Here is an 18,460-nt window from a genome sequence, read left to right as displayed (position 1 = left end):
GGTCCGCCTCCGACCCGCGCCGGGCGTCGGGCGAGCGACGCTCGCCCACGCCGCGTCCGGGGCTCACGCCGCCACCTCCGCCCCCTCGGCCGCGAGGACCGACTCGACCGCCTCGGCGAACCGGGCGGCGATCTCGTCGACCTGCTCGCGCGTGACGACCAGCGGCGGGAGGAAGCGGGCGACCGCCGAGTCCCGGCCGCCCGTCTCGATGACGAGCCCGCGGTCGAAGCACGCCGCCCTCACCGCCGACGCGAGGTCGCCGTCCGGCGGCGGGGGCAGGTCGCCGTCGTCGGTGCCCGCCTCGGGGTCGACGAACTCGACGCCGAGCATGAGCCCGCGCCCGCGGACGTCGCCGACGGCGTCGAAGCGGGCCGCGAGCGCCTCCAGCGGTTCGCGGAGGCGCTCGCCCATCGCGGCGGCGTGCTCGTCGAGGTCCTCCGCCAGGACGCGCCGGATCGTGACGCGGCCGGCGGCCATCGCGAGCTGGTGACCGCGGAAGGTGCCCGCGTGCGCGCCGGGCTCCCACGCGTCCAGCTCCTCGTCGTAGACGACGACCGAGAGCGGCAGCCCGCCGCCGACCGCCTTCGAGCAGGTGATCACGTCGGGGACGACGCCCGCGTGCTCGAACGACCACGTCTCGCCGGTGCGGCCGAGCCCGGTCTGGATCTCGTCGACGATCATCGGGACGTCGTGCTCGCGGGTGATCCGCCTGACCTCCCGGACCCACCCGTCGGGCGCGGGGTTGACGCCCCCCTCGCCCTGGACGAGTTCGAGCACCGCGGCGGCGGGGTCGGCGATCCCGCTCTCGGGGTCGGCGATCGCCCGCTCAGCGAAGCGGCTCACCGACTCGTGTTCGCCCGGCTCCAGCCCGAACGGGTGGCGGTACGGATCCGGGTACGGGAGGTGGTGCACGTCCGGCATCAGCCCCGGCACCGGCCCCTTCGCGTCGGTGTCGCCCATGAGGCTGAGCGCGCCGTTCGTCATCCCGTGGTAGCCGCCCTGGAAGGCGAGCACGCTCCGGTTCCCGGTCGCGGTCTTCGTCAGCTTCAGCGCCGCCTCGACGGCGTCGGTACCCGCGGGCGAGCAGAACTGCACCTTCGCGCGCGAGGCGAACTCGTCGGGGAGGCTGTCGAACAGCGCGTCGACGAACGCCTCCTTCTCGGGGGTGGTGATGTCGAGCGTGTGCAGCGGGCGGTCCTCCGCCAGCAGCCGCTCCAGCTCGGCGGTCACCTCCGGGTCGTTGTGGCCGAGCGCGAGCGTTCCGGCCCCGGCCAGACAGTCGAGGTAGTCGTTCCCGTCGGCGTCGGTCAGCTCCAGGCCGCGGGCGCGCTCCACCGCGAACGGGAGCGAGCGCGGGTACGTCCGAGCGCTCGACTCCCGCCGCCGCTGGCTCGCGAGCAACTCGGCGTTCGACTCGTCGTATCTCACGGCGACGCCCCCCCGCGGACGCGTCGGCCGTCTGCCGTGTCGTTCCGCATGCAGGATTTAGGCTAGCCTAAAACAGGATAAATCCGTCGATCGTTAGGTGGACCTAAAACTCTCCGACAGCGTCACGTGTCCCTGTTTCGTGTCATCGGCCGATTAGTTTCTTCCATGGATGTGCGAATACATCCGCGTTGTTTCGGCCGGCCTAAAGAATTTCCGTCGCGGTCCGCCACGCGCTCGCCCCGTCGGCGGGGGGAGAGGCCGACCCTCGGTCCCACCGATAAACCACAGAACGCGATACGAAATCGGTGCCGGGCCGTCAGTCGGAGGTCGCTGCCGACCCGGACTCCTCCGCGTCGATGCTGCCGAGTTCCGGCGCCGCGTCGTCGCCGCGGGCCGCGCGGAGCTTCCCGAACGCGACGCAGGCGGCGTAGATGGCGACGGCGACCAGGACGATGACGCCGCCCGCAGTCGCCTCGCCGTAGTAGGAGAGGCCGATGCCGAGCAGGACGGCCAGCTCGGCGAGGACGACCGACGCGAGCAGCGACCCCGTGAAGCTCCGGGACACCTGCGCGGCGCCGGCGACGGGCACGACGAGCATCGCGGCCACGAGGATGACGCCCATGATCTGCATCGCGCCGACGACCACCAGCGCCGTGAGCATCACCATCACGCGGTTGTACCAGTTCACGGGGATCCCCGACACCTCCGCGGCCGTCTCGTCGAAGGTGACGTACAGGAGCTGGTTGCGGGTGAGGCCGACGGTCGCGACGATGACCCCGAACAGCACGAGCAGGATGGCGGCGTTCTCCGCCGACACCGTCGCGAGGTTGCCGAACAGGTACTGGTTGATCCCGACCGCGAGGCCGCCGGCGTTCAGGCTGATCAGCACCGTCCCGAGGGCGAACCCCGTCGAGAGGACGATCGCCATCGACACGTCGTTGTACGCGTCGGTCGTCTCCGAGATCACCTCGATCAGCAGCGCCGCGATCACCGCGACGACGACGGCGGTGAGGTACGGCGAGACGCCGAGGCTGAGCACGCCGTTGAGGAACAGCCCGACGGCGACGCCCGCGAACGCGGTGTGCGCGAGCGCGTCGCCGATGAGCGCCAGCTGCCGATGGACGAGGAACGTCCCGATGAGCGGCGCCATCACGCCGATACACAGGCCGACGAGGATCGCGCGGTGCATGAACCCGTACCGGAGCAGCTCCAGCCCGGTCGCGTCCCCGAGCGCGGCCATCAGCAGCGACCACAGGTCGAGCAGGTAGTACAGCGGCGCGAGGACGGGGTCGAGCGCGCTCCCGTCGGACTGCAGGAGGACCGCCGCCGGCGACGCTGTCGAGGGAGCCGCGACGGCCGCCGCGAGCGCCCCGGCGGCCCCGGTCGGGAGCGTCATCGCTCGCCCCCGAGGATCCCCCCTGCGGCGCCGAAGGCCCGCGCGAGGGCGTCGCTCCCGACGAACTCGTCGGTGGGTCCGTCGAAGTACACCCCGCGGTTGAGACACACCACCCGCTCGGCGTGGTCGACGACGGCGCCGAGGTCGTGCTCGATGAGCAGGACGGTGATCCCCCCGTCGTTGAGCGCCGCGAGCAGGTCGTAGAACGCTTCGACGGACTCGGCGTCGACGCCGACGGTCGGCTCGTCGAGCACGAGCAGGTCGGCCTCGCCCGCCAGCGCCCGTGCGATGAACGCCCGCTGGCGCTGGCCGCCCGAGAGCTTCGTGATCCGGCGGTCCGCGAACTCGCGCATGCCGACCGTGGCGAGCGCCTCGTCGACGGCCGCCCAGTCGTCGGCCGACAGCCTGCCGAACCCGACGTGCGCGAACCGCCCCATCTTCACCACCTCGCGGACGGTGATCGGCATCTCCTTGGCGGCGCTGGCGTGCTGGGAGACGTAGCCGACCCGCTCGCCGTCGTCGAAGGCGTGGGCCGGCTCGCCGAACAGCGTCGCCTCGCCCTCGTCCGGGCGCAACAGCCCGAGCATGAGCTTCATGAGCGTCGACTTCCCGGAGCCGTTCGGCCCGACGACGGCGACGTACTCGCCCGCCTCGATCGCCAGGTCGACGTCCTCGACCACCGGCGCGGCGGTGTAGCCGAACGTCACGTCGGACAGCTCGATCACGTCGCCGCTCGCCGGGCCGGCCGCGGGACCGTCGCCGTCCCCGTCGGCGACGTCGCCGTCGGTCGCGGCTCCGTCCTCGACGGCCCTCCCGTCGACTGCGGCTCCGTCGTCGACTGCGGCGTGATCCCGTTCGGCGCGGCTCATTCGAAGTTCCTCCACTCCTCGTTCCACCCGTCGTAGCCGGCCTCCTCGGGCGGTTTGTTCCCGAGGACGACCTCGAAGGTGGGCATGTTGATGTTGTACGCGATCTCCTCGTACCCCCACTCGTTCTCCACCCAGTCCTCGCGCACGCCCGCGTACGGCGTCACCGGGTAGTACGCCTCCACGTCGGTCTCGGCGATCAGCTGTTTCGCCGGGCGGCGCGTCTCGAAGACGCCCGCGCCGATGTAGCGGATGTCGTTCTCCTCGATGACGCGCTTGGCCTCGACGATGTCCGACGGCTTCACGTCGCCGCTGGCGGCGAGGTTGACGACGAGCGGGCGCATCTGCACCCCGTACCGGTCGGCGATGTACTGGAAGGCGTTGTGGGCCGCCAGCTGGACCACGTCGCGCTCGGCGGCCTCGAAGACGGCCTCGTAGTCGGCGTCGATGCGGTCGAGCACGTCGGCCTTGTACGTCTCGGCGTTGTCGCGGAGCGTGTCCTCGTGGTCGGGCGCGAGCTCGACGAACCCCGCCGTGATGTTGTCGACGGACTGCTTCGCCCGCCGCGGGTCGAGCCAGAAGTGCGGGTCCCGCCCGCGACCCTCGCCGACGCCCTCCTCCTCGGGGTCGAGGCTGTCGGCCAGCGGGATCAGGTCGATCCCCTCGCGGACGTTGATGAGCGCCGTGTCGGCGTCGTCGTCCTTCAGCGTCCGGATGGCGCGGTCCGCCCACGGCTGGAAGTCCTCGCCCACGTGGACGAACGCGTCCGCCTCGACGATGTCGCGGGTGACGCTCGCGTCGGGTTCCCAGCCGTGCCCGTGCAGCCCGGTCGGGACGAGGTTCCGGACCGTGATCGGGGTGTCCGCGGCGATCTGCCGCCCGAAGTCGTAGAAGCTGAAGAAGGAGGCGACCGCGACCGGGCCGTCGCCCCCGTCGCCGCGTCCGCCGTCGTTCCCGGAGCCCGGTCCGTCGCCCGCAGTGCTGCTCCCGGCGGCGCCGCCGAGACAGCCGGCGAGCCCCGCCGCGGCGAGGCCCGCGCCCCCCGCGAGGAACCGCCGTCTGGTGGTCCCCGGCGAACCCGCCGGGTCGCGTGTGTCGGTCATACTCACCTGTACGAGGGCAACCGAACAGTATAGTTGTTGCGACTGAAGTAGAGAATTAGATGAGTCTAATTCACCACCGCTGGTGGACGTGCGCCGCGACGTACTCCTCGTACACGTCGCGGACGACGCCGTGGAGCCGGTGCGGCAGCGGGTCCAGGTCGGCGGCTGCGACGTTGCTCTCGATGTGCGCCGGGGAGGTGGAGCCGGGGATGACCGTCGAGACGGCGTCGAAGTCGAGGATCCACCGGAGGGTGAACTGCGGGAGCGTCATCCCCTCCGGGACGTGCGGCTCCAGCGCCTCCACCGCGTCGACGCCGGCGTCGAGGGGGACGCCGGCGAAGGTCTCCCCCACGTCGAACGCCTCGCCGTCGCGGTTGAAGTTGCGGTGGTCGTTCTCGGGGAACTCCGTGTCGCGGTCGATCGTCCCGGTCAACAGCCCGGAGGCGAGCGGGACGCGGACGATGACCCCAACCCCGCGGCGGGCGGCCTCCTCGAAGAACAGCTCCGCCGGACGCTGCCGGAACGGGTTGAAGATTATCTGGACCGTCTCGACGCCCGGGTACTCGATGGCCTTCAGCCCCTCCTCGACGCGCTCGACGCTGACGCCGTAGCTCCCCACCTTCCCGCGTGCGCGCAGGTCCGCGAGCGCGCCGAACACGTCCGGGTCGTAGTACACGTCCGTCGGCGGGCAGTGGAGCTGGAGCAGGTCGAGCGTGTCCTCGCCGAGGTTCTCCCGGGAGCGGTCGACGAACCGCTCCAGGTTCTCGGCGGTGTAGCCGTCGGCCGTGTGCGGGTCGAGTCGGCGGCCGGCCTTCGTCGCGACGGTCACCTCGTCGTGGGCGTCGCGCTCGTCGAGGACGTGCCCGACGTGGCGCTCGCTGCGCCCGTCGCCGTACACGTCGGCGGTGTCGAGGAAGTCGACGCCGGCGTCCAGGGCGGCGCGGACCGCCTCGCGACCCACTTCGTCGGACACGTCGCCCCAGTCGCCGCCGATGTTCCACGTGCCCAGTCCGACCTCGGTCACCTCGCCCATGTCGCCGAGTTCGCGGTGTCGCATACGCGTCCCTCGGCGCGGGCGTGTAAGACGACTGTGGTCCCGGAGCCGCAGCGCACGCGACGGGCGTCGCGGTCGTCGCGGTTATCGCCCGCGGTCGTTCCGCTCCTTCCCCGCGGTCGCCCCGTTCGTAAGACGCGCCGCGTCGTTCACGCGTCGGACGCGGGGATAGTTTGATAAGGGCGCTGTCGCAATCGGGTGGCAATGAGCAAGATAACCTTCCGCGCCGACGCGGACCTCGTCGACCGCCTCGAGGAGTTCGAGGCGTCGAAGAGCGAGGTCATGCGGGAGGCGCTCCGCAGCTACCTCGACGACGCGGAGCGGCGGACGGCCCCCGAGGAGTCGGGGGAGGCGGCCGACGAGTGCCGGTCGGACCTCGACGACGCGCTCGCGGCGCGCGTCGACGAGCTGGTGACGGCCCGCCTCGACGAGGAACTCGGCGCGCGCCGCGGCCGGCTCGCGCCGGGGGAGGCCCGTCCCTTCGGGATGTCGTCCGGGGCGCCCGCGGTGAACCTCACGGTGAACGTCGACGGCGCCGGCGGCGCCGACGTCGAGCGCTCGGCCGACCCGGAGACGGCGGCGACGCCCGACGCGACGACGGAGCGGCGGCCGGCCGACGCGGAACCGTCCGACGCCGCGGGGTCCGACGGGGCCGCCGCCTGCGCGCAGTGCGGCGAGGAGGTCTCCGACGACCACGTGTACTGTCCGAACTGCGGCGAGAAGACGAGCCGCCGGCTGTTCTGCGAGTGCGGCGACGAGCTCCGCTCCGACTGGGGCTTCTGTCCGAGCTGCGGCCGGCGGACGCCGGCCGCCGACGTGCTCGAGGGTCGGTAGGACACGCGCCCGACGGACGCGCACGGTCCGGGCGTAAGACAACCCGGCCGACCGTGTCATACACCGCCGATATATTTATATACGAACGGTCTGATGGTAGTGATGCGTAAGACGACACGTCTTACAGCCGCGATCGGGGCGGGGAAACCCCGACCGCGGCCGTGAGGCCACGCGTGTGCGTGCGTCGTCTTACCGGGGGAATGCAAGAACAATGGAGCGTGTGACACTACGGATCCCGAAACAGCAGATCGAGGAGGTCGAACAGATGGTCGAGACGGGGGAGTTCCCGAATCGCAGCGAGGCGATTCGCTCCGCCGTCCGCGACATGCTCAACGAGCAGGCCGACACGTCCGGCGAGCGCACGCGCGGCGAGCGCAGCAAGCGCAGCTGGGCCAAGGTGTAACGATGCAGGACATCGTTCAGGACGCCCTGGAGAACGCCGAGGCCGAGCAGCGGAGCATGGACGCGGCCGCGGACGACGACGAGTTCGGGGACCCCCGGATCGTCATCGTCGGCGCCGGCGGCGCGGGCAACAACACGATCAACCGCCTGTACAACATCGGCGTCGACGGCGCCGAGACCGTCGCGATCAACACCGACAAACAGCACCTCAAGATGATCGAGGCCGACACGAAGATCCTCGTCGGCAAGTCCCTCACCCAGGGGCTCGGGGCGGGCGGCGACCCCTCGATGGGCGAGCGCGCCACCGAGATGGCCCAGGGGACGATCAAGGAGGTGCTCGGCGACGCGGACCTCGTGTTCGTCACCGCCGGCATGGGCGGCGGAACGGGCACCGGCGCGGCGCCGGTCGTCTCGAAGATCGCCAAAGAGCAGGGCGCCATCGTCGTCGGCATGGTGTCGACGCCGTTCAACGTCGAGCGCGCCCGCACGGTGAAGGCCGAGGAGGGGCTCGAGGAGCTCCGCAACGAGGCCGACTCGATCATCGTGCTCGACAACAACCGCCTCCTCGATTACGTCCCGAACCTGCCGATCGGGAAGGCGTTCTCGGTGATGGACCAGATCATCGCCGAGACGGTGAAGGGCATCTCCGAGACCATCACCCAGCCCTCGCTCATCAACCTGGACTACGCGGACATGTCCACGATCATGAACCAGGGCGGCGTCGCGGTGATGCTCGTCGGCGAGACCCAGGACAAGAACAAGACCCAGGAGGTGGTCAACGACGCGATGAACCACCCCCTGCTCGACGTGGACTACCGCGGGGCCTCGGGCGGCCTCGTCCACATCACCGGCGGCCCCGACCTCACGCTGAAGGAGGCCGAGGGCATCGCCGACAACATCACCGAGCGCCTGGAGGCCAGCGCCAACGTCATCTGGGGCGCGCGCATCCAGGAGGAGTACAAGGGCAAGGTCCGCGTCATGGCGATCATGACCGGGGTCCAGAGCGCGCAGGTGCTCGGCCCGAGCACGCAGAAGCAGGCCGACAAGTCGCGACAGAGCATCGAGGGCGGACAGGCGTCCGACCTCGATTTCGACGCGAAGGCCAATGCGGAGGCTAACGGGCAGGAGGCCGCCTGGCAGTCCGACGGCGGCCGCGAGCGGCAGACCGAGCGGAACAACGGGCTCGACGTCATCCGCTGACGGACGTCGGGCGCGCGGGCGACGGCGCCCTCCGAACGGGACGGCACGGAACCCGAGTTCTCTCCGTTTTCACCGGTCGCGAGCGGCCACGCCGCCGACCGGGGGACCCGGCGTGAGCCGACCTCCCGACGGACCGATACCCGGTGGCCGGCGGCTACGCGGCCTCGATCGCCGCGACCAGTTCGCACTTCCTGCACACGTCGCGGGCGGTCTTCGACCCGCAGCGCTCGCACGGCGAGAGGTCGGGGCCGTCCCCGGGCTCCGCGCCCTCCCCGTCGCGGTACTCCCCGGCGAGGACGCCCGACAGCTCCTCGTAGCCGGACATGATCGAGTGGCGGACGCCGGGGTGGCGCTCCTCCATGTCGAGCAGGAGGTCGCGGATCTCCCCGCGGTACGCCTCGCTGGCGTGCGGGCACTCGGCCATGTGTGACGGGAGGTCCCGGAGGTGGCAGTACAGCGCGACCTCCTTCTCGGGGACGTCGCGGAGGGGCTTGGCGCGCGGGACGAAGTGCTCGCTCTCGCGCCGCTCCGGGAACGGCCCCAGCGAGGCGTCGAAGTGCTTGGCCATCTGCTCGGTGTTCCCCTCGAGGAAGTTCATCAGCGCGGTCTGGGCCTCGTCGTCGAGGTTGTGGCCCGTGAGGAGCTTGTCGGCGCCGAGGTCCGCGGCGAACGTCTCCAGCAGGTCCCGGCGGAACACGCCGCAGTAGGCGCAGGCGGCCATGCCCTCGGGGTCGTCCTCCACCACGTCGTCCATGCGGACGCCGAGCTCCTCCTCGTAGCTCACCGTCTCGTGGCGCATGTCCAGGTCGGCGGCCAGCTCCTCGCAGGCCTCCAGCGAGGCGTCGCGGTAGCCGTCGATCCCCTCGTGGATCGAGAGGGCGACCAGCTCGATCCGGGGGTCCTCCGCGAACGTCTCGTCGAGGATCGTCGCGAGCACGACGCTGTCCTTCCCGCCGGAGAGGCCGATCACCCAGCGCTCGGGGTCCGCGGGCGTGGCGTCGTCCGGGAGCAGGTCGTCCTCGCGGACGCGCCGCCGCACCCGCCGCTCGACCGACTCCCGGAAGTGCGACTCACAGAGGTGAGCCCCGGAGTAGGCGGCGTGCATCACCGCGTCGGCGCCGCACCTGTCGCAGTCCATCACGGCGGGGTTGCGCCCGGGCGGGCATACCCGTTTCGCACCGAGGGCTCACCCCGGTGGCGGCCCGCTCACTTCGGGGGCGTGTCGCTCTCCCCGGGGACGCCGCGTCCCTGGAAGAAGTCCCCGCCCCACTGACTGATCCAGATGTCCTGGTTCGCGGTGTACAGCCCCCACGCGGTCGTGAAGGTGTCGTCGACGGTCGACCACTCGCCGGCCCCGGTGTCGTACTCGACGGCGTCGTTGTAGACGGCCGCCTGGCCGAACTCGCCGCCGGCCTTCGGCGGGAGCGGGAGGGTGTACTCGGCGCTCCCGTCGCGGCTCGGGGGCCGTTCGGCCCGCTGGAGGCGCCCGCGGTTGAACGTCTGGTTGAAGAAGCGCGCGTACTGCGCCTTCACGTCGCGGCCGACGACCGCCTCCAGGGCGTTGATCCCGCCGGTGATGTCGCCGGCGTCACGGGAGGTGATCCGGTAGGTCGAATCGCCCGTCCCGCTGGCGTACGTGCCGGCCTCCTCGTCCCACAGGTCCTCGACGAGGTACGCGAGCACGTCCTCGGCGAGTCCCGCGTGGTCGACGCCGTCGACCTGCGAGGCCCACAGCAGCCCCTGTCCGACGGCGCCCTGCGTCGCCGCCTGGTTGCTCGCGCCGTCGGCCACCCGTCCGTTCGATTCGACGTTCGCGTCGACCTCTGCAGCCAGCGCGTTCGCGTACTCCGCCGCCCGCGACCGGAGGGAGTCGGAGCCGGCGTGCGTACCGTACCAGCCGATCGCCCCGAGCATCTGCCCGAGGTCGCGCGTCGACCCCGCGGAGACGACGTCCGACGGGGAGAACAGGTTCATCGTCGTCTTCGCCATCCCGTCGGTCAGCATGCCGATCTTCTTCGCCGGGATGAGCGGCTCGGGGTTGACGTAGCCGAACCAGCCGTTCTCGGCGAGGCTGCGGAGGTCCGAGAGGAACCACAGCATCGCGGAGTGGTGGTTCGGTCGCGCCGTCGCGTCGACGACCGTCCCCTTGCCGGGGGCGAACCCCGAGACCAGTTCCATGGAGTCTCCCTTGGTCAACGCGCCGTTCCCCTCCGGACCGCCGGCCACGAGCGTCGCCTTGATCCCGATCTGTGCGAGCGTGGTGAGCATCTGCGCGCGGAACTTCGCGGCGAGGCTCCTCGGCAGGACGTCGAAGTGCGCCTGGAAGTTCTTCGCCCACGTGACGCCCTTGAGGTGGGTCCACGCGACCGACGACGGCGACACCACCTTCGAGGAGGCGCTCATGTCCCACGCGAGCGTGGAGGCGTCGGGCCGGCCGTCGCCGGCGTCGAACACCGGCTTCTGGGTGAAGTGGGGGTCGCCCTTCGTGAACGGCGCCATGTTCAGGTTGGGCTTCACCACGGGCGGCTTGCTCACGTCGGCGTGTTTCAACATCGCCGGGACGCGCTTGTCGAACGCCTCCTGCTGCTGTTCGTTGTGCGGGAACAGGACCCCGTTGCCCGACAGGGAGATGTTGGTGCTCATGTTGTACAGCGAGTACCAGTAGGAGTCCCACGTCGCCGCCTGCCAGCCGTACGCGTTCGCCGACCCCCCGCCGCCGGCGCCCTTGACGCCGGCGAGTTCGAGCAGCCGCGTGAGGTGTTCGGCCGGCGTCCCGCCGACCTCCGAGGGCGCGGTCGTCCCGGGGCCGCCCCGGGGGCCGTCGACAATCACGAGGCCGACCATCCCGAACGACCGGTGGGGCGTGCAGTAGTAGTTGTACACGCCCGGCGTCTCGAAGGTGTGTTCGAACGTCTGCCCGGAGGAGAGCACCCCCGAGTCGAACGCGCTGGCCGCCTCAGGGACCCGGAGGGGGGCGCCGTTGTCGGGGTGGTATGCGGTGATCGAGTGGCTCCCCTGCTTGACGTTCCAGGTGACGGTCGTCCCCGACTGGACCCACACGACCGCCGGCGAGAACACGAACTGCCCGGCGCCCTGGTCGGACTCCAGCGTCAGGGCGTTCACGGACGCGCTCGACTGGAGGCTCTCGGGACCGCCGAGCATGTCGGCCCCCGGCGGCGCCGATTCCGGCGTGGCCGTCGACGACGGCGTCTCGGTCGCGGTCGGTTCGTCAGTTTCGGTCGCGGTCGGCGTGTCCTGGGAGTCGCTCGGGGCCGAACAGCCCGCGAACGCGCCGAGGAGCGATGCGCCGCCGACCGTCAGGAACCGCCGTCTGTTTCCCATGTCACAACGACCCTCGGACACCGCCAAAGCGTCTCGCCACTCGTGCGAACCGGGTGCATGTCCCTCACCGGCACACAACACCGACGGACATTTTATTTCAGCACCCATAATTGCGAGTGAATACCGATCCCAGATAACGACGCCGCGGTTTCGCCCCGGGACGAACGACGACCCGAAGGACCTTATCTAAGCGCCGCGTAATTTCTCGGATCGAACGCCGCCGATCCAGCCGCGGTTCCCCGTCGTCCGACCGGCGGAGACGCGTAAGACGCTTCACCAGCGCGCACCGATCCGACGGCATGGAGCGCGAGGCGGCCCTCGACCGGGTGGAGGCGATCATCGACGCCGTCGACGGCGACCGGATGCCGGTGCCGGTCCGCGAGGTGTGGGTGTACGGCGACGTCGCGCTCGGCTTGGACCCGATCGACCGCCTCGACGTGTACGTGACGAAGGACCTCCTCATGCGGGGGGACGACGCCGACGCGGCCGAGGAGTTCGAACGCTCCCACGGCGTGAAGGGGGTCGGGAAGTCGGTCTCGGCCGAGTGGGCGCGCGAACACCCCGAGCACCTCCGCGCGAACGACGCCGGCCACGCGGCCCCCGAGAAGTGCCTGGCGGCGCACCTCCTCCCGAACGACGAGCCGGTCCACCTGGAGGTGTGTAACGCCCCGTTCGACCGGAACGTCAGACAGCGCCTGACGGCCGCCCTGGACCGCGGCGCCTACGAGCAGGTGCTCGACCCGCGGGGCGTGCAGCTGTACGGCGAGGGCCGGCGCGCCGAGGAGACGATGGCGAAGCTCCGCGGGGGTGAGCTCCCGTTCCCGACGCTGTCGGGCGCGCTGGAGATGCTCGGCGTCGACGAGGCGGAGGCGGCGGAGATCGCCGAGGCGATGGCGTCGTCCCGCCAGCGCCAGGAGGGCGCGACGGTCCGCGGCGACGTTGTCTGATCAGGGCCGGTCGTCCGGTCCGTCTCCCGCGACGCGGCCGACGGTCACGTCGAACGGCACCCGCTCGACCCGCTCGTACTCCCGGTCGGCCGCCTGCCCCGCGGCGGTCCGTCCCATCTCGCGCCACTCCCGCCTGAGCGCGTCGTAGCTCTCGTCGCCGTCGGCGAGCGCCCGGCGGAGTTCGGCCTCGTGGTCCGCGATCCCCGCGCCGTTGGCCTTGCGCGCGATGCCCCGGAGGTCGGCCTCGGAGTACGGCGGGTCCACCCGCTTCTCGTGGCGGTAGCGACGCGACTCGACCCCGGAGAGGCCGGCGTCGGCGAACAGGTCGCGGACGCGCTCGCCCATCGCCACGTCCGTCTCGACGCCCGCGATGTACGCCTCCCGGACCCGCGCCTCCAGGGCAGCCTCGCGGTCGACGGTCGAGGTCACCTCCACGTCGGCGTTGTCCGGCTCGACGGCGGCGACGAGGTCCGCGGAGACGCGCGCGAACTCCCGGACGGCCGCGGCGGGCTCGGGGAGGTTGATGAGCAGCGCCTGACACACCACGAGGTCGACGGCGTCGTCGGGGAACGGCAGGCGCGTGGCGTCGCCGGCGCAGTAGTCGATGTCGTGGTCGACGCGGTCGTGTTCCGGGTCACGGTCGTCGGAGCGGTCGGCCTCGGCGTCCGCGTCGCCGTCGGACCGGTCGTCGGACGCGCCGGCGTCGCGGGCGGCCGCGAGCAGGTCGAGGTCCGCGTCGACGCCGACGACCGTCGCGTCGGGCGCCTCCTCGGCGAGCACGCGGGTGAGTTCGCCGGTGCCGCAGCCCACGTCGAGGACCCGGGACCGGGAGTCGAGATCGAGGGGCGCGAGCGCCTCCCGCGACTCCCACATCCCGCGGCGCGTGCGTTCGAGGTAGTCGGCGGAGAAGCGGCGCATCGTTCGGTGGTCGTTGGACCCGTGGGGCGGTCCGGGTGAAAAGTGGGGGGATCGGGAGTCGCTCCCGGCGGCCCCACGAGCGCGGCGGCGACCCCTGGACGGCCCCCTCGCCCGGCCGCCCCCGTTCGAGTGCTCGTGACGGACCGAGCGCCCCGAAAACGGCGTTTACAGGCCGTCCGCTAGACCGACTCCTCTAGGTCGTACAGGTCGCCGTACTTCGAGCGCACGTAGTCTACGAAGTAGTCGGCGGTGAAGTCCTCGCCCGTCGCCTCGCGGACCAACTCGTTCGTCTCGTAGCGGCTCCCGTGCTCGTGGACGTTTCCGCGGAGCCACTCCTGGAGCGCCTCGAAGTCTCCCTCGCGGACCCTCCCGTAGATGTTCCCGATGTCGTCCTCGGCGGCGTTGAACAGCTGGCTCGCCAACACCGACCCCAGCGAGTACGTCGGGAAGTAGCCGAAGTTGCCGTGGCTCCAGTGGATGTCCTGCAGGCAGCCTTCCGCGTCGGTGTCGGGGCGGATCCCCAGGTACTCCTCGTACTTGTCGTTCCAGACCTCCGGTACGTCCTCGACGTCGAGGTCGCCCGAGATCAGCGCCCGCTCGATCTCGAAGCGGATGACGATGTGGAGGTGGTAGGTGAGTTCGTCCGCCTCGACGCGGATGAGGTTGTCCTCGTACACCTGGTTCGCCGACTCGTAGGCCTCCCGCGCGGAGGCGTTGGTGTCGAAGTACTCCTCGAACTTCGGGAGCACCAGCTCCCAGAAGGCGGGCGAGCGCCCGACGTGGTTCTCCCACAGGCGCGACTGGCTCTCGTGGACCGAGAGATCCCGGGACTCGCCGAGCGGCGTGCCGAAGTGCTCCTCGGGGAGGCCGAGGTTGTAGTACGCGTGGCCGAACTCGTGGACTGTCGCCATCAGCCCGCCGAGCGGGTCCGTCTCGTCGTATCGGGTGGTCACCCGGCAGTCGTACACGTTGCCCGAGGTGAACGGGTGCGTCGAGGGGTCGAGCCGGCCGCGGTCCCAGTCGTACCCCAGCGTCGTGAGTACGTCGCGGGACAGCTCCTCTTGGGCGTCCTCGGGGAACTCGCCCTCGAAGGCGTCGGTGGTCACGTCGGCGTCGCTCGCGCGGATCTCGTCGATCATCGGCACGAGCGTCTCCTTCAGCGTTTCGAGCACCTCTTCGGCCTGTTCCAGCGGGAGGTACGGCTCGTAGTCCTCGAACAGCACCGCGTAGGGGTCGCGGTCGGGATCGATGTGCTCGGCGTACTCGCGCTTCAGGTCGACCAGTTTCTCCAGGTAGGGGGCGAACTGCTCGAAGTCGTCCTCGGCGCGGGCCCCCTCCCAGGCGCCCAGCGCCTCCGTCGAGGTCTCGGAGATCTCCTCGACGAGTTCGGTCGGCACCGCGTCGGCGCGCTCGAACTCCCGGCGGGCCTCCCGCAGGAGCGCCTCCCCCTCGTCGTCCAGATCGAGGTCCTCGCAGGCGTCGAGGAGCTCGGCGGTCCGGTCGTCGGTGAGCAGCTCGTGGCTCAGCGAGGAGAGCACCGACAGCTGCTTCGAACGGGCGGGCGTGCCCTCCTCGGGCATCATCACCTGCTGGTCCCAGCTGAGGACGCCCGCGGCGCCCTGCACCCCGTTGATGCGCTCGAACCGCTCCACAAGTTCGGCGTACGCGTCGGCCGGCTCGGCATCGCTCCCGTGTGCGTCGGTAGCCATCGCGCAAACCTTGCCGCCGGGCGCTTTTCAAGTATCCGTTACGCGAACGTCCCCGGGTTCCCCGTCTCGCCGGCTCGGGCGAACGCGTCCGCGGCTCACGCGAACGCGCTCGCCCGCTCGGCAACCGTGCGATAGATCCGGTAACAGCGATCGAGCACGTCCAGGGAGACGCTCTCGGTGTCGGTGTGGGCCTCGCCGGACTCGGCGGCGCCGCAGATCACGCAGGCGGTCCCCGCCTCGGCGAGCCACCCCGCGTCCGTCGCGTGCGGCTTCACGACGTGTCGCGGGTCGCCGGACTGCGCGTCCCGCGCCGCGGCCAGGACCGCGTCGGCGAAGGCGTCGTCCGAGCAGGCCATCGGCGGGAGGTCCTGGTCGACGGTCCACTCCACGCCGTCGACCGCCTCGACCCGCTCCAGCGGCGCACGCTCGCCCGGGACGGTCCGCTCGTCGACGGTCACTTCGCAGCCGTCGGGGACGACGTTCCAGGCGGTGCCGCCGTCGATCCCCGTCACGGCGACGCTCCCGCGCACGCGCTCGCCCATGACCGTGGTCTCGGGGAAGGCCAGGTCGCGGACCACGTCGACGGCGTCACAGGCACGGTACACCGCGTTTACACCCTCCTCGGGAATGCTCGCGTGCGCGCTCTCGCCGGCGGCGACGAGCGTGCTCGCGCGCCGGCCCTTGTGCGCGACGACCACGTCCGTGACGCCGGGTCCGGAGTAGTTCGTCGACCCCTCGCCGACGACGGCGTACTCCGGGGCGAAGCCGTCCTCGATGGCCGCGCGGGCGCCGACGCCCCCGACCTCCTCGCCGACGAACGAGGCGAAACACAGCTCCACCCCCTCCGGATCGGCGTCCCGGAGGGCGCACATCGCGGCGGCGACGGCGCCCTTCATGTCGGCGCTCCCGCGGCCGTACAGCCGCCCGTCGCGCTCCTCGACGACGTACGACTCGTCGCCGTCGGCGTCCGTCTCCACCTGCGGCTCCCCCGGCGGCACCACGTCGTGGTGGCCGACGAGCGCGAGCGTCGGCGCGTCGGGGTCGCCGGTGCGGGCGAACACGTTGCCGTGGTCGTCGCGCTCGACGGCGGCGTCGGTCTCGGCTCGGAGCCACGACTCGATCGCGTCGCCGGCGGCGGTCGGGTCGTCGTGGCTGGGGATCGCTACCAGCTCCCGCGCGAGCGCCGGGAGTCCGTCGGCGCCCGCGCCTCTATCGTTCATGTCCGGCCGACCGGCCGGCGCGGACATAACTCCGGCGCCCCCGGCGGGATCCGGGCGACGCCGCGGTCACGCGCTCCCGCGGTCGCGTGCAAGCAGCCTTAAACGGCTCCCGTCCCCAGCACGGATATGAACGTCGTGCCGGACACGAGCGCGGTCATCGACGGCCGCGTGTCGGAGCGCGTCGCAGACGGCGACTACGAGGGGGCGACCGTGTTCGTCCCGGAGGCGGTCGTCGGCGAGCTGGAAGCGCAGGCCAACGCCGGCCGCGACACCGGCTGGGACGGGATCAGCGAGCTCCAGCGCATCGCCGAACTCGCCGACGAGGGGACGATCGACGCCGAGTTCGTCGGCCGTCGCCCCACGGTCGCCGAGCAGGAGGGGGCCGGGGAGGGCGACATCGACGCGCTGATCCGCGACCTCGCGGTCGAGCACGACGCCGTCCTGCTCACCTCCGACTACGTCCAGGCGGAGGCCGGGAAGGCGACCGGCCTCGACGTGGAGTACGTCGAGGCGGTGCCCCGCGGCGTCACCGCCGACGACGGCCTCGACATCGAGCGGTTCTTCACCGAGGACACGATGTCTGTCCACCTCAAGACCGGCACCCACCCGAAGGCCAAACGCGGCGACATCGCGGACCTCCACTACGTCCGCATCGACGACGCGGGCGGCCCGACCGACGAGGGGCAGATGCAGCAGTGGGCCGACGAGGTCGAGGCGACCGCTCGCGCGTCGAACCAGGGGTTCATCGAGCTCTCCGAGCCCGGGATGACGATAGTCCAGTACCGAAACTACCGGATCGCGGTCGCGCGGCCGCCGTTCTCCGACGGGATCGAGATCACCGCCGTCCGGCCGATCGCGAAGACGACGCTCGACGACTACGAGTTCGCCGACGAGCTGCGCGACCGGTTCACCGAGCGCCAGCGCGGCGTGCTCATCTCGGGCGCGCCGGGGGCCGGCAAGTCCACGTTCGCGCAGGCGGTCGCGGAGTTCCTCAACGACAACGACTACGCGGTCAAGACGATGGAGAAGCCGCGCGACCTGCAGGTGACCGACGAGATCACCCAGTACACTGCCCTCGGCGGCGACATGGCGAACACGGCGGACTCGCTGCTGCTCGTCCGCCCCGACTACACCATCTACGACGAGGTGCGCAAGACCCACGACTTCGAGGTGTTCGCGGACATGCGCCTCGCGGGCGTCGGGATGGTCGGCGTCACGCACGCGACCCGCGCTATCGACGCGCTCCAGCGGCTCGTCGGCCGGGTCGAACTCGGGATGATCCCGCAGGTGGTCGACACGGTCGTGTTCATCGAGGCCGGCCAGGTCGACACCGTCTACGACGTGACGACGCAGGTGAAGGTGCCCGAGGGGCTCACGGCCGAGGACCTCTCCCGCCCGGTCATCCAGGTCGTCGACTTCGAGACCGGCACGCCCGAGTACGAGATCTACACCTTCAACAACCAGGTCGTCACGGTTCCGCTCGACGGCGCCGACGGCGGCCGCGGCGAGACGGGCGTCGGCCGCCTCGCCAAACAGGAGATCGAACGCGAGATCCGCTCGGTCGCCCGCGGCCACGTCGACGTGGAGCTCCAGGGCCAGAACGACGCGGTCGTCTACGTCGAGGAGGACGACATCAGCTACGTCATCGGGAAGGGCGGCGGTCGGATCACCGACATCGAGAACCGGCTCGGCATCGACATCGACGTGCGCACCCACGCCGATCGCTCCGGCGGGGGCGGCGGGTCCGCCGACGGCGGCCCGGCGTCGACGCCGAAACCGCAGGGAGAGGTCGTCCAGCCCGAGATCACGAGCCGACACGTCGTCATCCGGATGGACGAGCACGTCGGCGAGACCGTCGAGGTGCGCGCGGACGACGAGTACCTGTTCACCGCGACGGTCGGCCGCGGCGGCGACATCCAGGTCTCGCGGGGGAGCGCCATCGCCGAGGAGCTGGAGGACGCCATCGACCGGAAGCAGACGATCACCGTCGTCCCGGCCTGACGGCCGCGCCGTCGCTCGCGCGCCGGCCACGGGGTCCGGG

The 18,460-nt window shown here is 71.2% G+C and carries 15 protein-coding genes; 5 read left to right on the top strand and 10 right to left on the bottom strand.

What is annotated here, in order from left to right; translation table 11 throughout:
- Positions 1–63 precede the first annotated feature (63 nt).
- The 5 genes from ACQUQ1_RS12285 to ACQUQ1_RS12265 form a co-directional block, all read right to left on the bottom strand.
- Positions 64–1,428 carry a diaminobutyrate--2-oxoglutarate transaminase family protein gene (locus tag ACQUQ1_RS12285; RefSeq protein ID WP_435064591.1) on the bottom strand — a complete coding sequence of 455 codons (1,365 nt, stop codon included), beginning with the start codon at positions 1,426–1,428 and terminating at the stop codon, positions 64–66.
- Between the two features lie 316 nt (positions 1,429–1,744).
- Positions 1,745–2,824 carry a metal ABC transporter permease gene (locus tag ACQUQ1_RS12280; RefSeq protein WP_435064590.1) on the bottom strand — a complete coding sequence of 360 codons (1,080 nt, stop codon included), beginning with the start codon at positions 2,822–2,824 and terminating at the stop codon, positions 1,745–1,747.
- Positions 2,821–3,693: a metal ABC transporter ATP-binding protein gene (locus ACQUQ1_RS12275; protein ID WP_435064589.1), complete on the bottom strand. Its 873-nt coding sequence runs from the start codon at positions 3,691–3,693 to the stop codon at positions 2,821–2,823. Before ACQUQ1_RS12275 ends, ACQUQ1_RS12280 begins: the two co-directional genes overlap by 4 nt.
- On the bottom strand, positions 3,690–4,793 hold the full coding sequence (locus tag ACQUQ1_RS12270; RefSeq protein WP_435064588.1) for a metal ABC transporter substrate-binding protein: 1,104 nt from the start codon (positions 4,791–4,793) through the stop codon (positions 3,690–3,692). Before ACQUQ1_RS12270 ends, ACQUQ1_RS12275 begins: the two co-directional genes overlap by 4 nt.
- A gap of 70 nt (positions 4,794–4,863) precedes the next feature.
- A complete protein-coding gene (locus ACQUQ1_RS12265) occupies positions 4,864–5,850 on the bottom strand; it encodes an aldo/keto reductase (protein ID WP_435064587.1) in 987 nt (328 codons plus the stop codon).
- Between the two features lie 201 nt (positions 5,851–6,051).
- Between ACQUQ1_RS12265 and ACQUQ1_RS12260 the strand changes: the two genes are divergently transcribed.
- From ACQUQ1_RS12260 to ftsZ, 3 genes are all read left to right on the top strand, one after another.
- Positions 6,052–6,681 carry a double zinc ribbon domain-containing protein gene (locus ACQUQ1_RS12260; RefSeq protein WP_435064586.1) on the top strand — a complete coding sequence of 210 codons (630 nt, stop codon included), beginning with the start codon at positions 6,052–6,054 and terminating at the stop codon, positions 6,679–6,681.
- Positions 6,682–6,892: 211 nt separating this feature from the next.
- Positions 6,893–7,084 carry a ribbon-helix-helix domain-containing protein gene (locus ACQUQ1_RS12255; RefSeq protein ID WP_073306558.1) on the top strand — a complete coding sequence of 64 codons (192 nt, stop codon included), beginning with the start codon at positions 6,893–6,895 and terminating at the stop codon, positions 7,082–7,084.
- A gap of 2 nt (positions 7,085–7,086) precedes the next feature.
- The gene (gene ftsZ, locus ACQUQ1_RS12250; RefSeq protein WP_435064585.1) at positions 7,087–8,283 is read left to right on the top strand and encodes a cell division protein FtsZ; all 1,197 of its coding nucleotides are present in this window, start codon (positions 7,087–7,089) and stop codon (positions 8,281–8,283) included.
- Positions 8,284–8,437: 154 nt separating this feature from the next.
- Here the strand turns inward: ftsZ and ncsA are convergent, their stop codons facing one another.
- Both ncsA and ACQUQ1_RS12240 read right to left on the bottom strand, forming a co-directional pair.
- Complete coding sequence (ncsA, locus tag ACQUQ1_RS12245; RefSeq protein ID WP_435064584.1) at positions 8,438–9,421, bottom strand: tRNA 2-thiolation protein NcsA; 984 nt, start codon at positions 9,419–9,421, stop codon at positions 8,438–8,440.
- Between the two features lie 68 nt (positions 9,422–9,489).
- Positions 9,490–11,625 (bottom strand): cupredoxin domain-containing protein, encoded by a 2,136-nt coding sequence (locus tag ACQUQ1_RS12240; protein WP_435064583.1) that lies wholly within the window; start codon positions 11,623–11,625, stop codon positions 9,490–9,492.
- A gap of 299 nt (positions 11,626–11,924) precedes the next feature.
- On the opposite strand from ACQUQ1_RS12240, the gene ACQUQ1_RS12235 reads away from it, so the two are divergent.
- On the top strand, positions 11,925–12,572 hold the full coding sequence (locus tag ACQUQ1_RS12235; RefSeq protein WP_435064582.1) for a DUF7095 family protein: 648 nt from the start codon (positions 11,925–11,927) through the stop codon (positions 12,570–12,572).
- Here the strand turns inward: ACQUQ1_RS12235 and ACQUQ1_RS12230 are convergent, their stop codons facing one another.
- From ACQUQ1_RS12230 to ACQUQ1_RS12220, 3 genes are all read right to left on the bottom strand, one after another.
- Positions 12,573–13,490: a class I SAM-dependent methyltransferase gene (locus ACQUQ1_RS12230; protein WP_435064581.1), complete on the bottom strand. Its 918-nt coding sequence runs from the start codon at positions 13,488–13,490 to the stop codon at positions 12,573–12,575. It lies immediately after the preceding gene.
- 179 nt (positions 13,491–13,669) lie between these two features.
- On the bottom strand, positions 13,670–15,199 hold the full coding sequence (locus ACQUQ1_RS12225; RefSeq protein WP_435064580.1) for a carboxypeptidase M32: 1,530 nt from the start codon (positions 15,197–15,199) through the stop codon (positions 13,670–13,672).
- 95 nt (positions 15,200–15,294) lie between these two features.
- Positions 15,295–16,419: a M20 family metallopeptidase gene (locus tag ACQUQ1_RS12220; RefSeq protein ID WP_435064579.1), complete on the bottom strand. Its 1,125-nt coding sequence runs from the start codon at positions 16,417–16,419 to the stop codon at positions 15,295–15,297.
- 126 nt (positions 16,420–16,545) lie between these two features.
- Here ACQUQ1_RS12220 and ACQUQ1_RS12215 point away from each other — a divergent pair, with 126 nt between their 5' ends.
- Positions 16,546–18,420, top strand: a complete 1,875-nt coding sequence (locus tag ACQUQ1_RS12215) for a PINc/VapC family ATPase (protein ID WP_435064578.1) — start codon at positions 16,546–16,548, stop codon at positions 18,418–18,420.
- Positions 18,421–18,460: the final 40 nt, after the last annotated feature.

The sequence above is a fragment of the Halobaculum sp. EA56 genome (genome assembly GCF_051195075.1).
Classification (GTDB): domain Archaea; phylum Halobacteriota; class Halobacteria; order Halobacteriales; family Haloferacaceae; genus Halobaculum.
This window is presented reverse-complemented; position numbering and strand designations above follow the sequence as displayed.